General features: G+C 73.1%; 10 protein-coding genes. 6 read left to right on the forward strand and 4 right to left on the reverse strand.

What is annotated here, in order from left to right; all coding sequences use genetic code 11:
• Nucleotides 1-158 precede the first annotated feature (158 nt).
• Nucleotides 159-3,350, reverse strand: coding sequence for a hypothetical protein (locus WMF46_RS27370; protein ID WP_437979885.1), 3,192 nt, complete (start codon nucleotides 3,348-3,350; stop codon nucleotides 159-161).
• Between the two features lie 248 nt (nucleotides 3,351-3,598).
• On the opposite strand from WMF46_RS27370, the gene mug reads away from it, so the two are divergent.
• The gene (mug, locus tag WMF46_RS27375; protein ID WP_437987943.1) at nucleotides 3,599-4,111 is read left to right on the forward strand and encodes a G/U mismatch-specific DNA glycosylase; all 513 of its coding nucleotides are present in this window, start codon (nucleotides 3,599-3,601) and stop codon (nucleotides 4,109-4,111) included.
• A 199-nt stretch (nucleotides 4,112-4,310) separates the two neighbouring features.
• On the opposite strand, the gene WMF46_RS27380 is transcribed toward mug, so the two are convergent.
• Nucleotides 4,311-4,817 carry a hypothetical protein gene (locus WMF46_RS27380; protein WP_437979886.1) on the reverse strand — a complete coding sequence of 169 codons (507 nt, stop codon included), beginning with the start codon at nucleotides 4,815-4,817 and terminating at the stop codon, nucleotides 4,311-4,313.
• Between the two features lie 280 nt (nucleotides 4,818-5,097).
• On the opposite strand from WMF46_RS27380, the gene WMF46_RS27385 reads away from it, so the two are divergent.
• The 4 genes from WMF46_RS27385 (at nucleotide 5,098) to WMF46_RS27400 (ending at nucleotide 9,755) form a co-directional block, all read left to right on the forward strand.
• Nucleotides 5,098-7,641, forward strand: a complete 2,544-nt coding sequence (locus tag WMF46_RS27385) for a PAS domain S-box protein (protein WP_437979887.1) — start codon at nucleotides 5,098-5,100, stop codon at nucleotides 7,639-7,641.
• 129 nt (nucleotides 7,642-7,770) lie between these two features.
• A complete protein-coding gene (locus WMF46_RS27390) occupies nucleotides 7,771-8,343 on the forward strand; it encodes an OmpA family protein (protein ID WP_437979888.1) in 573 nt (190 codons plus the stop codon).
• Between the two features lie 358 nt (nucleotides 8,344-8,701).
• Nucleotides 8,702-9,196, forward strand: a complete 495-nt coding sequence (locus tag WMF46_RS27395; RefSeq protein WP_437979889.1) for a YtxH domain-containing protein — start codon at nucleotides 8,702-8,704, stop codon at nucleotides 9,194-9,196.
• Between the two features lie 10 nt (nucleotides 9,197-9,206).
• Entirely contained in the window at nucleotides 9,207-9,755 is a 549-nt protein-coding gene (locus WMF46_RS27400; protein WP_437979890.1) for a hypothetical protein, read from the forward strand.
• Between the two features lie 318 nt (nucleotides 9,756-10,073).
• Here WMF46_RS27400 and WMF46_RS27405 read toward each other — a convergent pair whose 3' ends face one another.
• Nucleotides 10,074-11,198 carry a CBS domain-containing protein gene (locus tag WMF46_RS27405; RefSeq protein WP_437979891.1) on the reverse strand — a complete coding sequence of 375 codons (1,125 nt, stop codon included), beginning with the start codon at nucleotides 11,196-11,198 and terminating at the stop codon, nucleotides 10,074-10,076.
• A gap of 428 nt (nucleotides 11,199-11,626) precedes the next feature.
• Complete coding sequence (locus WMF46_RS27410; RefSeq protein ID WP_437979892.1) at nucleotides 11,627-12,808, reverse strand: mechanosensitive ion channel family protein; 1,182 nt, start codon at nucleotides 12,806-12,808, stop codon at nucleotides 11,627-11,629.
• Nucleotides 12,809-13,235: 427 nt separating this feature from the next.
• Here WMF46_RS27410 and WMF46_RS27415 point away from each other — a divergent pair, with 427 nt between their 5' ends.
• Nucleotides 13,236-13,832, forward strand: a complete 597-nt coding sequence (locus tag WMF46_RS27415) for a hypothetical protein (protein WP_437979893.1) — start codon at nucleotides 13,236-13,238, stop codon at nucleotides 13,830-13,832.
• Nucleotides 13,833-13,858: the final 26 nt, after the last annotated feature.

A 13,858-nucleotide genomic window follows, 5' to 3' on the forward strand; every position in this document is an offset into this window, starting at 1 on the left:
GCTGTACTATCGATGTCCTTCGACCGTTCTGTCCCGTCGCCGTGCATTGGGAATGGTGATGGTACCAACCTATCCGTCCGCCCGGCGCATCATTCGTCCGAGCCGATCGTGCTCGCGGAGGGGTCTTCGGAGCGGCTGGCCCACATCCACACCGCGCCTCAGCCGTCCTCGGGCCGCGCGCCAACGGAGCACACGAGGCGCTGCATCGTCGCCTGCGCTCGCAGCGCGCCTTGTCCTGTGCCGGCGCCGGCGCTGCTCCCCTGCCCCCGCGCAGCAATCCACCGCGCGATCAGCGCCGCGCCCTCCGCGCGCTCACCGCGCCGCCTCGAGTCGGAGGCCGCGAGGTGCAGCGCCTCGAGGCAGACGCGCTCGCGCCCCCAGCGCACTTGCGCGAGGCCCTGGTTCCCGAGCGCGATAGCGGGCAGCGCCCTCCTGTCGAGGCGCAGCGTGCGCTCCGGATCGAGCGCCACGAGCGCGCGCCACGCGCCCCGCTGGGCGCGGCAGCGCGCGTCGCTGGCGGCGGTCAGCGTCGTCCAGGGCGCGAGCGCGACCACCTCGCCCGCGGTCCCCCCCATGCGGTCCAGCACCGCCGCGCCCGCGATCTCGAAGGCCGAGCCGTCGAGCACCAGCACGCCGGCCTCCCCATCGTCGCGCCACGCGAGGGTCATCGGCCGGCCCCGGAGCTCCTCGCGGTCGAGCGCCACGAGGCGCGCAGGCCGCCGGGGCTCCGGCGTGTGCTCCTCGACGGCCACGCGGCGCCGGAGCTCGCCGAGCACGAGCGCGCGGCCAGGACCGAGCAGGAGACCCGGGGCCCGCCCCGGCGCGGTGTCCTCGTAACCTCGGCGCGGCTCGAACGCCGGGAGCGCCCGCGCGCCCTGCGGGCCGAGCAGCAGCTCGCCCGCCTCGGCGAGGACGAGCAGCCCGACCTCGCCGCTCGCAGCGAGCAGCGGCATCGACGCGCTGCGCTTCCCGCCGTGCCCGCCGCTCGGCGCGAGCCCGGTCGCGTTCAGCCGCAGCGCCTCGCCGCGCAGATCGAACGGCGGGAGGTAGAGCACGCTGTGCGTCCGGACCGCCGCGACCTTCGGACCTCCCTTTCCCGGCGCCGCGCCGCCCTTGCCCGACGCCGCGACGTTGGGCGGCGCCTCCTCGGGCGCGGCGTCCTCGGCGGGCGGCGCCTCCTCGGCGGGCCGCGCCGCACGCCCAGGCGGCGGCGCGTCGGCGACGACATCGAGCGTCTCGCCATACGACGTCGGCACGGTCCATCGCTCCGAGCCAGCCTCGGGCGCGGCGCGCGGGCGCAGCGCCGGCAGCTCGATCGGCGCACAGGAGAGCGACGGCAGCGCCGCCGGCGGCTCGTCGATCCGACCGACGCCGCCCACGCAAGCCGCCGCGTCGGCCCCGGCGGCGCCCGCGCGGCTGGCCTCCGCCGCCCCGCAGCCGGGGCCCCGCGCGGCGGCGGCGGCCGGCGACGGCTCGCCCGCGCCCCAGCCGAGCCGCACCACGCCGCTCAACGCACAGCCGAGCGCGGAGCACCCGCCCTGGAACGACGGTGGCGGCACCGGCGAGCGCCCGGCGGCGCGCCACGTGCGGCCGTGATCGAGCGTCTCGTAGAGCTCCGCGCCGGTCGTGACGAGCACGCCGTGGTCGCCGGTCACCACCATCCCCGCCGGATCCGGCGGCAGGGCGTGCGGCGAGACCGTCCCGTCGTCCGCGATCGTGACGCCCAGGCTCGCCTGCCCGACGGGATCGGACCACTCGACCGACGACAGCCACCCGTCGACCCCGCCGTCCTCGCGCGCGCGGAAGCGCCTGTCGACGAGCGCCCGTGCCCCGTCGCGCGGGGGCGGCGTCCAGTACCAGCCGGCGAGGTGCCCGCGGAGCTGCACGACCCGCACGCCCCCCTCGTCGCGGCCCCGCGGCGCCCCGGCGGGCGCTGGCAGGCGCGCGTCGCGCTCGCCCCTCAGCAGCGCGATCGCGCTCCCGTCGCGGCGCGGCGCCCAGCCGACCAGCGTCTGCGACTCGCCGAGCTCGACCGCATGCTCGACCCAGTCGTCCGGGCCGCGCCGCACGCAGATCCTCGGGTGGATCACGACCTCGCCGTAGCGGCGCTCTCGCTCCTCGTCGCTGGCGACCCGCGGAGACGCCGCGCAGCCGCCGACGTAGCCGAGCGCGCCGCCGTCGTCGGCCACGAAGAACCCCTCGTCGCTGAAGGCGCGCTCCATCCGCGGCGCCTCGCCGCGCTCGGAGCGCAGGACGTAGCTGCCGTAGTTGTCGTAATCGTCCCACACGCAGAGGAAGAGCGGCCCGTCGCTCGCGGGCACCGGCGCGCAGCCCAGCCCGTCCGGGAGCCAGCCGGAGAACCGCTCGCGCACCGCGCCCGTGCTCACGTCGATGCGCGCGACGCCGCCCTCGAACGCCCCGAGCGCGGTCCCGTCGGGCAAGAGCGCGCCCGCGGAGACGGCCGCCGCGAGCGGCGCGAGATCCTCGAGGACGGGGGCGTCGCGCGAGGCGGCCTGGGCGCCCGCGAAGAGCAGCTGGAACGACCCGCTCGGCTGCCAGATCGCGCGGAGATCGCCGTCGGGCCGGCCGAGCGATCCGTCCGGGAGGACGGGCACGCGCCCGAGCGCCGTGTCGAGCGAGAGCGCGTCCGGAGCGACGCTCACGCGCACGGCGAGCCCGAGCCGCTGGCCGACATCGATCCACGTCCTGCCGCCGTCCGCCGTCGTCGCGGCGCGGCCGAAGACGTCGAGGCGCGCCGCGCGCGCGGCGTCCAGCGCGGCCAGATCGTGGATGGCCGGCGTATCGAGCGCCCGGCCCCGATCCTCGCCCGGCAGGAGCTCCCGCGGCCCCTGCTCCGTGAAGACCACGACGCCTCGCAGGCCGTTGCGGGCGCCCCGCACCGTGCCGCCGCCGCCGAGCGCCACCTCCGCGAGCGGCCCCGTGAAGCCGCGCGAGCGGAACGCCCTGCGCCGGGTCCAGTGCAGGAAGCCCCCGCCGAGGTGGGGCGCGATCGCGAGCGATCCGACGACGGGCTCGCCGGACGCCCACAGATCGGCCTCCCAGGCCGCCGCGGCGACGCGCCCGTCTCCGCCGAGCTCGAGCCGCGCGCCCTCCGTGACGACGCGCGCCGCGACGGCCGCGGCCGGTCCGTCGTGCGTTGCCCGGAACACGCCCTCGGAGAGCGCCTGGAAATAGCGCGCCCCCGCCGGGGCAGCGCTGGCGGAGCCGGCCGCGCCCGACGCACGCGCCGCCCGAGCAGCCCCCGCGCCGCTCGCCGGGCTCGGCTCGGGCGCACGCGCGCAGGCGGCCGCGAGGAGAGCCGAGATCAGACCGAGCGAGCGCACCAGCATCCGGGGAAAGCACGACGGTATCCGTTGCCGCGCCCCCGTCCAGCGTCGATCCACGTCCTCGCCCCCGGCGGCCGCGCCCGTCGTCCCCGGCGCCCGCGCCCGTCGTCCCCGGCGCCCGCGCTCCTTCGCGCGGCGGCGTCGTAAGCTGCAGCCGCGGCGCCCTGCGCCCGCCCGGAAAGCCTGTGCACTCCCCTCCCCGACCCCGACGACCCACCCGCGACGAGCTCCTCGCCGCCGCCGGCAAGACGGTGCCGGACGTCATCGCCCCCGACCTCGACGTCCTCTTCTGCGGCATCAACCCGGGCCTCTACACCGCCGCCGTCGGGCACAACTTCGCCCGCCCCGGCAACCGGTTCTGGCCGGCGCTGCACGCCGGCGGATTCACCGATCGCGTGCTCTCCCCGTCCGAGGAGCGCGAGCTGCTCGAGCTGGGGTACGGGATCACCAACGTGGTCGAGCGCGCGACCGCGTCGGCGGACGAGCTGTCCGCCGAGGAGCTCGCCGCAGGCGGGCGGCGGCTCGAGACCACGGTGCGGCGCTACCGCCCTCGATTCCTCGCCGTGCTCGGGATCGGCGCCTATCGAGGCGCCTTCGGCAGGCCCCGCGCCGTGCCCGGCCCCCAGACAGAGACGCTCGGCGCAACGCGGCTCTGGGTGCTTCCGAACCCCAGCGGGCTCAACGCCAGCTACCAGGCGGACAGGCTCGCGGCGATGTTCCGCGCCCTCCACGAGGCGGTCACGTCGACCCGGGCTTCGCGGTGAGAGGCGAACACGCGCCGACGCCGATCCCCCCAGAGGAAGGTCCAGCCTACCGCCGCCGCCCCGCGCGACATTCGTCCTGCGCCGACTCGGCTCCTCCGCTTCAGGCCAGCTCAGCGGCGGATACGGCGGACACGGTGGACAGGTCGGGACAGACAGGCGGTCTCCTGGCGCGCCCCCGCGGCGTGACTCGCCGCCGCGCCTACTCGGGCAGCGCGCTCGCCTCCTCCTGAGGCACCTTCGCGCGCGCGCGGCGGGCCTCTTCGCGGACGGCCGCGAGGCCGGGCGGCCCCTCGGGCGATCGCCCGCCGCGGTTGGTCACCGCGGCGAGCCACGCGAACGGCGAGTCGGGCGCGCTCTGCGCGACGAGCAAGACGGCGCGGGACGCGTAACGCGAACAGCCGTCCTCGCACACGGGCAGGACGAGGCGGAGCCCTCCGCCCCCACCTCGGCCCATGAGGGGCGCCACGCGGAGCTCCGACGGAGGCGGCGACAGCACGGCCATCACCGCGCGCGCCATCAGATCGACGAACGTCGCTCCGGACATCGCAGGCGGCTCGGAGGTCGGCATCCCCGCGACGTCCGCCGCGTCGAGCCGGCTCGGCGGGAGCGCGAAGAGCCCCGCTCCGTCGTCCGCCGCCGCCGGCGACGGCAGCAGCGCGCCCGCGAGCGCTCCCACGAATGAAGCCAGCTTGAGTCCGAATCGCATACGCGCTCCCTCTGCGGCACGTCCAGCAGGCCCCATGCCAGCCGCGCGCTGCCGGCCGCGGCGTCGCGGCGCCGCATCCACGACGGTCCGCTCCGTTCGGCGCGCGTGACGGATCGCCACAGCGTGGCGCGCGGAGCCCGATCCCGCGCGGCCTCGTCGCTGCGCGCTGGAGGCGCCGCGGCGAGCCGGAGATGCCCGCTTCGAGCAGGAGAATGGCCCTCGCCGCGCGAGCGCCGCTTTCGCTTGCCAGAAGGTCCGGGCGCCGTTAACCGTCTTCGTCATGCCCGACCGAAAGCCAGGGCTGAGCCCGCTTCAGGTGAAGTCCTCGGTCCAGCCGGGCGCTCCCCTCCCCTCCGCTCCGTCCGAGCCGGTGGCGAGCATCCTGCTCGTCGACGATCACCGCGCGAACCTCCTCGCCCTCGAGGCCGTGCTCGATCCGCTGCGCCAGCGGCTCGTCACCGCGCAATCCGGCGAGGAGGCGCTGGAACACCTCAACCGCGAGGAGTTCGCGCTGATCCTCATGGACGTGAAGATGCGCGGAATCGACGGCTTCGAGACGGCCGCCCGCGTGAGGGGGCTCGATCGGGCGAGGCACACGCCGATTATCTTCATCTCGGGGCTGCCGGAGGACGAGGACCGACGGTATCGCGGCTACCGCGAGGGCGCGGTCGACTACGTACTCAAGCCGTTCAATCCCGACATCCTCCGCGCCAAGGTGGCGGTCTTCGTCGAGCTGCACCGGAGGGCTGAGCAGATCAAGCGGCAGGAGGCCGCGCTCCGCCAGCTGGAGCGCCAGGCGAGCGACGAGGTGTTCCGGCGCATCATGGACACCAGCATGATGGGCCTGCTCTTCAGCGACTACGAGGGGCGCGTCATCGAGGCGAACGACTGCTTCCTCTCGATGATCGGCTACACCCGCGAGGACCTGAAGGCGGGCCTGCTCAGCTGGCAGGAGCTCTCCCCGCCGGAGTACGAGCACGTCCACCACGACGCGGTCAACGAGCTGAGCCTCCACGGCGTCACGAGGCAGTTCGAGAAGGAGTACATCCGCAAGGACGGCAAGCGCGTGGCGGTCCTCGTCGGGTCCGCCCGCATCGAGACGCAGCGGCGCAACCTCACCTATGTGCTCGACATCAGCGAGCGCAAGCGCGCCGAGGCCAACGTCAGCCTCCTCGCCGGCGCGGGCGAGATCCTCTCTTCCTCGCTCGATTTCCGCGAGACGCTCGGGCAGCTCGCCCGGCTCGTCGTCCCGCTGCTCGCCGACTGGTGCGCCGTGGACATCCAGGCCCAGGACGGCGCGATCCAGCGCGTCGCCGTCCAGCACACCGATCCGCAGAAGGTGGAGCTCGTCCGCCAGATCGAGCAGAGCTATCCTGTCGATCCTGCGGCGAGCCGCGGTGTGCCGAAGGTGCTCCGGACGGGCGAGGTCGAGTGGGCCTCCGAGATCCCGGACTCCCTGCTCGTCGAGAACGCGCGGGACGAGCAGCACCTCCGGATGGCGCGCGAGCTCGGCCTCCGGTCGTACCTCGTCGTGCCGCTGGCGGCGCGCGGCCGCGTCCTCGGCGCGATCACGCTCGCGCACGCCGAGTCGGGCCGGCACTACACGAAGGTCGACGTGCAGTTCGCCGAGGAGCTCGCCCGGCGCGCCGCCCTCAGCGTCGACAACGCCCTCCTCTTCGAGCGCGAGGTCACCGTGCGCAAGGAGGTCGAGACGCTCGCGGAGGAGCTGAAGCACAGCGAGGCGCAGTTCCGGCTGCTCGCCGAGACGATGCCTCAGCTCGTGTGGACGAACCGCCCGGACGGCCACCACGAGTACTTCAACCGGCGCTGGTACGACTACACGGGGCTCGCCGCGGAGGACACCGGCGGCGAGGGCTGGAGCCGGATCATCCACGCCGACGAGCACGAGCGGGCGATCGAGGCCTTCCGTGAGGCGCTCCGCACGGGCGAGCCGTACGAGAGCCAGTGCCGGCTCCGGCGCGCGGACGGCGTGTACCGCTGGTTCATCGGCCGGGCGGTCGCCGCGCGCGACGGGTCGGGCCGCATCGTCCGCTGGTTCGGCACGTACACGGACATCGACGATCAGAAGCGCGCCGAGGAGGAGCGGCAGCGGCTCGTCCAGGCGCTGGAGCGCAGCAACAAGGAGCTCGATCAGTTCGCGTACGTGACGAGCCACGACCTCAAGGCGCCGCTCAGGGGCATCGCCAACCTCTCGCAGTGGATCGAGGAGGACCTGAACGACAAGATGACGGCCGAGAGCCGCAAGCAGCTCGATCTGCTGCGCGGGCGCGTCCACCGGCTCGAGAACCTCATCGACGGGATCCTGAGCTACTCGCGGGCGGGCCGCGCCCGCGAGAAGCCCGAGGCGATCGACGTCGGCAAGCTCCTCCGGGAGATCATCGAGCTGCTCGCGCCCCCGCCGGAGACGCTCGTGGAGATCGCCCCCGACATGCCCGTCCTCGTCACGGAGCGCGCTCCGCTCCAGCAGACGTTCCTGAACCTGATCGGCAACGCGCTGAAGCACGCCGGGGGCACCGCTCCGGAGGTCCGGATCAGCGCGCGCGACGCCGGGCCGTTCTGGGAGTTCTCGGTCTCCGACAACGGGGCGGGCATCGCGCCCGAGTACCACGACCGCATCTGGGGCATCTTTCAGACGCTGAAGGCGCGCGACAAGGTCGAGGGCACCGGCATCGGCCTGTCGGTCGTGCAGAAGATCGTCCAGAACAAGGGCGGGCGCGCCTGGGTCGAGTCCGCCGTCGGCGCCGGCGCCACCTTCCGGTTCACCTGGCCCAAGCTCGAGGCCAGAGAGCCGTCATCCCCCTGATGAGCCCGCCTTGAGCGCGGGGCGTGGCGCGTGGCGACACGCCTCGATCGCCGGACAGGCACGGAGCTTGAACGACCTCCTCGGAACACGAGGCGGCTCATCGCGGCCGACCTCGAAAGGAGGGTTCTCATGCTGTCGATGTCCAACCTGCCCAGGCTCTGCCTGGGCGCGCTTGCGCTCTCGCTGTTCACCGCGTGCGCCGCGGCGCCCCCCCCGCAGCAGGCTCGGCCTGAGCCGAGGTTGCCGAACCCGGGCCCGGATGGAGTCTACAAGGTCGAATGGCCCGATCTCAGGGAAGGCGAAGATCGGTTCATCGGCCTCACCCTCGGGGCCGACATCGCCGATGTCTGCCGCCTTCCCAAGACGAGCTTCGCCTTCGACTCCTCCGAGCCGCTCCCGCAAGAGCACGTGGAGCTCCGGGCGCTCGTCGACTGCCTGCGCTCATCGAGCCTGAAGGGCGCGAGGATAGAGCTCGTCGGCCGCGCCGATCCGCGCGGTACCCAGGCGTACAACCAGGATCTCTCGCTCCGCCGCGCCGCGCGGGTGAAGGAGATCCTCGTGAAGGAGGGCATCCCCGCGGATCACATCACGACGCGCGCGACGGGCGCCGACGGGGCGGTCGGAGCTCAACCGATGTACTCCTATGGCTATGATCGCAGGGTCGACGTCGCGCTGATCGGCGTCGCCCATGCCCCCCGGTGACGCGCGAGCTCGCCCGCCCGCCCGCTCGGCGGACGCGTCTCGGAGCCCTGCCGGAGCGGCGCTGCAGCTGGCGCTCTCCCTCTCGGCAGGGCGGCTCTCCTCCCCCGATCCCACCTCTTCCGTTGGCGACGGCGCCGCGCGCCGCGGCCCTTGGTTCACCGGCGCGCGTGTCACGGCGCGTGTTGCGCCCGAGGCGCGTCACGACAGCTGTGGCGTTTCGTCACGCGAGCGCCACGGCGGCGCTCCGCGGCGCCGGGGACAGGCGCTCCGGGCGCAAGCTCTCGGTTGGTCCGGGCCCTGCAATGGTTTCCTGACACGAACCGGCGGATGTCGTGTCCGTCACGAGGAGACAAGAGCCATGACGAACCGAATGAACAACGCGGTGGGGACTGCGAAGGGTGTGGTTGAGTCGGCGGCTACCGGCGCGGGCGTCGCCGCGACGGCGGCCAGGACGACGGCGTTCGACGTCGCGAAGGCGGTCGCCGGCGTCGCCGCCACGGTCGGGGCGCTCGGCTTCGACGACGTGCTCGGCTGGGTCGGGCTCTCGCGCAAGCGGAGCCCGCTCACGGCGCTCGGCCTCTTCGGCGCCGGCCTCGCGGTGGGCGCGGGCGTGGCCCTGCTGCTCTCGCCGACGTCGGGCGAGGCGCTGCGCCGCGAGCTCCTGACCCGCCTCGACGGCCTGAAGCGCCAGGCGACGCAGGCCGAGCGCAAGGTCCAGGACAAGGTCGGCAGCGCGGTCGACGCGGTGAAGGGCGCGGTCACGCCGTCCGACGCGAGCTCTGCGAACTCGCATTACGGCATCGAGGGAGCTGGGCGGTCCCACGGCGGCGAGAGCGGCCATCACCTGAGCTGAGGCGCTGGCCGTGTGGCTCGAAGCCATCATCACGCGGGAGGATCTCGCGCAGATCCTGGGCGAGTTCCTCCCGGTCAAGATCCACCTGGACGACGACGAGACGACCGATCGCTGGCTGTACCTGGGCAAGGCGACCGAGATTGCCCTGACCGACGACCTGGGCTTGCGGGTCACGTGCCCGGCGGAGCTCCAGTGGTCCATCGCGGGCGTCAACCCCACCATCCGGCTCGATGAGCTCAAGGTGCTGATTTGCCCCGAGATCATCGAGAGGAACAAGGGGAGTGTCCTGGCGTTCAACGTCGAGCTCGAGGAGGCGGACATCCGCGGCATCCCCTCGATCCTCGACCACACCGTCATGAAGGCGGTCAACGCGGCGCTCGCGAACAAGCGGCCTGAGTGGAACTTCACGAAGACGCTCACGCACACCGTGGGGCTCCCCTCCAACCTCGATCCGATCGAGGGGCTGCACATCGGGGTCGCCTGGGGCAAGCGCCGCATCAGTCAGGACGCGCTCGTGCTCGTGGTCTCCTTCAAGCTCAATTTCGTTCGAGGCGATTGAGCTTCGCGGTTCCCGACAAGCGCCCCGCCCCCCTCTCCGGGTTGGCGGGGCGCTTCGCTCGAGCGTCGTTGGGTCCGGAACCACGCTCGCCCCTTACCTCCCGATTTCGGAGAGGGCCGGGCATCCCGCCGATCCCCCCACCATCGGTCACCAACGTAAACGTAAACGTTTACGTGGTCGTGAACGTGGTCGTGGTCGTGGTCGTGGTCGTCAACGATAGGCCGTCAACGACCACGACCACGACCACGACCACGACCACGACCACGACCACGTAAACGTTCGGATGTGGGAGGACGCGGCGCGTATTGGTTAACGCTGTTATGCCGAGCCGACCTGAGGAGCCAGGTGGATCCTCCCGAGCCGACCCCCTCGCCCGCGCGTGAGCGCCCCCGCGATGTCCGAATGCTTGACGAGCCCGAGGTAGCTCTCTCCGTCGAAGACGGCGACCACCGGCGTGTTCTTCTCGATCATCTGCCGCCCCACCTCGTCGAGCGACACGTCCGCCGCCACCCGGGGCACGTCGCAGCGCATGATCCATGCGACGAACGACCCCTCCCGGCCGGCGGCCAGCGCGCGCATGACGTCCGTGCGCGTCACGACCCCGATCACGCGGTCCTCGTAGACGACCGGGAAGTCCGGCTCCTGGCTCGCGAGGATCCGCCGCGCGGCGTCGCCCACGAGCTCGCCAGGCCACAGCTGGATCGCCCTGCCCTCGCTCGGAGGCTCTTCGGGCGGCCCCGCGGGCGCCATCACCGCCTGCGCCGCGCTCCACTCCCGCCGCGCCTCCACGAAGAGGAGCGCCGAGAGCGCGGCCACGACGAGCTGACCGCCGAACAGGCCCATGAAGAACAGCACCGCCGCCGCCCCTTGCCCGAGCGCCGCCGTCATCGACGTCGCGAGCCAGGCGCCGGTGAGCGGCGAGAGCGCCTCGCGCAGCGCGCGCCCCCCCTCGAGCGGCAACGCCGGCAGCAGGCCGAGCAGGGCGATCCCCAGGTTCGCGCTGGCGATCCACACGCTCGCGGCCTCGCGCGAGGGCGCTTCGGCGGCCTGAAGGACCGAGATCCACCCGAGCTCGCCCACCCCGCGCCGGGCCTCGACGGCCAGAACAAAGAGCACCGCGAGAGCCACGTTCGCCGCGAGGCCGAGCGCGCGGCCCTGCGCCCCTCCCACAGCAGGACGCGAGCGGCTGACCACCGGGCCGAGCGGCGAGAGCAGGATCTCCCGCAGCCTCAGCCCGAGCTGCCTCGCCACGATCCCACGCACGAGCGCCTGCAGCGCCACGCACCCGAGCAGCGCCGCGCCCAGCGCGCAGCCGAAGAGCACGCCGCTCCAGCCATGCCGCGCTCCCCACTGGAGCGCCCCGATCGGGAGCAGCAGGCCGAACGCCGCATGCGCGAATACATCAACACCGCCGAGCCGCGTGATCCTGATGACCGACTTCATGGTGTCTTGCTCCTGGGTTCCCGCAGGCGCCTGCACATGGCGGGAGGCGCAGTTCCGACGTGCCACTGCCTCCTCCCCGGGGCGTGGCGAACACCTCGTCGCGCGATCGACCGCTCGGCTGACGGGCACTTGTCCCAGATCTTTCTGATTTTACTGCAAATCATGTGCCGTTTTCCTGCGCCTCGCTTGCGAGGGGGCGGCGCGCGGAGCCATTCCTGGCGATCAGGAGGGCGCGACTGGCCTGAAGGGCTATTCCGCGGCGCTGGTCGTCATCGCGTCGTCATCGCGTCGTCATCGCGCCGGAGCGCCTACGGCAGGACCTGGACCGGTCTCCGACACTCCCGAGGGACGCAGCGGATGCGCCGGGCTCATCGCACGTCGCCTGAATGCCGCCGTGTGGCGTTCCGCTACATGGTGGGCGCACGCCGTCACGGCGCCACATCGGGCAGCCTGTCGCCCGCTCCAGCCCGGCGCGCGCGGCCCGAGGCCGGACCACGACCCTCTGCCGCTTCCGAGAGAGAGGCGCTCCGGGTCAAACGCTCCTGCGGCAGGTACGCGCCGCCCTCCTGCTCCTGGACCCAGCGGAGCATCTCCTCGCGAAGCCAGCACCGCAGATCGAACAGCTGCCCAGGATCGCGCGCCGAGACGAGCAAACGCACCTCGATCGTGCGCTCTGTCACCTTCGTGACCTGAACGGCCTTCGCGCGCTCGTCCCAGAGCTCGCTGCTCGGGAGGATCGACTCGAAATGCCGCCTCAGGGCGTCGACCGGGGTCCGGTAATCCACGTAGATCTCGACGGTGCCCAGCTTCTCCGCCCCGTGCTTCGTCCAGTTCTGAAACGACTGGTCAAGGAGCCTCGCCGTCGGGACGATGAGCCGCCGCTCGTCCCAGATCTTCACGACCACGTGGGTCAGCCGGATCTCCTCGATCGTCCCGAACTCGCCGTCCACCACGACCTTGTCGCCGAGGTCGATGGGGCGGGTGAACAGGATGTGGAGGCCCGACAGGATCGCGCCGACCGGCTTCTGCGCCGCGAGGCCGAGCACGACGCCCGCGATGCCGGCCGACGCCAGCAACGAGACGCCGACGTTCCTCACCGCCTCGAAGTTCAGGAGCACGAGCGCGCTCGCCACGATCACGATGAGCACCCGCGCGACCCGCTCGAGCACGCGCGCCTGGGTGCGGAGCCCGCGGGACGACTCGCTCCCCTCCTCGAGGTGACGCAGGGCGCGCGCGTCCAGCACCTCCGTGAGGATCCCCACGATGCGCAGAAGGAGCCACGCCACCCCGCCGATGAACAGCGCCGAGAGGAGCGACCGCAGATCGGTCACGAGGCCCTGGCCGAGCCGCGTTAGCTTGGCGAGGCCCGCTGTCAGGACGACCCCGAGACAAAGGGTCACGGGGCCGATTGCCGCGTCGAGTGTCTTTTCGTCCCACGGCGTCGCGGTCCGTCGCGCGACGACCAAACCGGCGCGCCGGAAGACGCTGGCGGCGATCCGAGCGAGCCCGAAACCGACCGGAACGCTCGCCGCGACGATCACCCACGGCCACACGCCATCCCCCGGGATCCCCAGCCGGGCGCCGAGCGATTCAAAGTTCGAGTTCTGCATGCGTCCACTCCTTCACCAGCGCACCAGCGCACCAGCGCACCAGCGCCGCGCGCGCCTCCGTGGCCTGGAGCCCCAGGGACACGGGCCTCCCCGCCGCGCTCTGGAGAGCGGCGGAGAGGGCTGTGACCGGGCGAGGCGCGCCGGGCTCATCTATCGTGTGTGCGGCGTCCCCACGGCACAGGGCGTGCCGCTGAACCCTCCCCCGCGTGTCCAGCCAGATCCCCGCCGCTCGCCGACAAGAGATCGCGAGGACGGATGGAGGCAGGCGCGCCCCGTTGGGGCGAACCGCGCCAGCGTCGCTCGACCCCCGCCGGGTGCGTGCGACCGACCCGAGCGGCGCGGCATGCGGCGTGCAGACGTATCCGGAGGTGCAGCGGAGCCGACGGGGCGTCGAGATCGGCTGACGAGACGCGGCAAAGGATCGTTTATGTCAGAGCGCAGAAGCCAGGTCGATGATTTCACTCGGCTCACCGAGGAGGATTTCACGCGGCTCACGCAGGAGACCGAGCGGCTCGCGAAGCACGTCGAGGATCTCCGGCACCGGATCGCCGCGACGACCGCGAAGCGGCGCGCGTCCTCCGGCACGCTCCCTGCGCAGAGCGCCGCCCCGTTCGCACCGCCGCACGGGTCCCCCTCGGAGCGGACGCACAGCGCGACCCCGGAGCGGCCGTGCGACGCCGCCGCGGAGCGGCCGTACGACACCGCCGTGGAGCGGCCGTATGACGGGCCACCGGAGCGGCCGCATGACGCCGCCGAAGAGCGGACGCACGACGCGGCTTCGGAGCGGCCGCTGCGCGGAGCGACGGAGAGGCCGCCCCCCCGTCACTCTCCCTTTCCCGAGCGCACCTCGTGCCTCGCGAACGTGTCGCGATGGCTGCCGCCGCTCAGGACCGCGAGAGATGCCATGGAGTCGGGCGTCCACGAGAGGGTGGCAGAGGCAGGGCGTTACAGCATCATCACGCCGCGCAACAAGCCGAGCGATCTCCCGACGAGGCGCCGCTCGCCCAAATCCGACGTCGCCTGAGGCGCCGGCTCGGAGGGCCGCCGCGC

This window comes from Sorangium sp. So ce117, assembly GCF_051524395.1.
GTDB classification, from domain to species: domain Bacteria; phylum Myxococcota_A; class Polyangia; order Polyangiales; family Polyangiaceae; genus Sorangium; species Sorangium cellulosum_B.

What these genes read in the sequence shown, in the direction of transcription:
- WMF46_RS27385 (WP_437979887.1), top strand. Translation starts at nt 5,098, where the DNA reads ATGCCCGACCGAAAGCCAGGGCTGAGCCCGCTTCAGGTGAAGTCCTCG.
- WMF46_RS27410 (WP_437979892.1), bottom strand. Translation starts at nt 12,808, where the DNA reads ATGCAGAACTCGAACTTTGAATCGCTCGGCGCCCGGCTGGGGATCCCG.
- WMF46_RS27395 (WP_437979889.1), top strand. Translation starts at nt 8,702, where the DNA reads ATGACGAACCGAATGAACAACGCGGTGGGGACTGCGAAGGGTGTGGTT.
- WMF46_RS27405 (WP_437979891.1), bottom strand. Translation starts at nt 11,198, where the DNA reads ATGAAGTCGGTCATCAGGATCACGCGGCTCGGCGGTGTTGATGTATTC.
- WMF46_RS27370 (WP_437979885.1), bottom strand. Translation starts at nt 3,350, where the DNA reads ATGCTGGTGCGCTCGCTCGGTCTGATCTCGGCTCTCCTCGCGGCCGCC.
- WMF46_RS27380 (WP_437979886.1), bottom strand. Translation starts at nt 4,817, where the DNA reads ATGCGATTCGGACTCAAGCTGGCTTCATTCGTGGGAGCGCTCGCGGGC.
- WMF46_RS27390 (WP_437979888.1), top strand. Translation starts at nt 7,771, where the DNA reads ATGCTGTCGATGTCCAACCTGCCCAGGCTCTGCCTGGGCGCGCTTGCG.
- WMF46_RS27415 (WP_437979893.1), top strand. Translation starts at nt 13,236, where the DNA reads ATGTCAGAGCGCAGAAGCCAGGTCGATGATTTCACTCGGCTCACCGAG.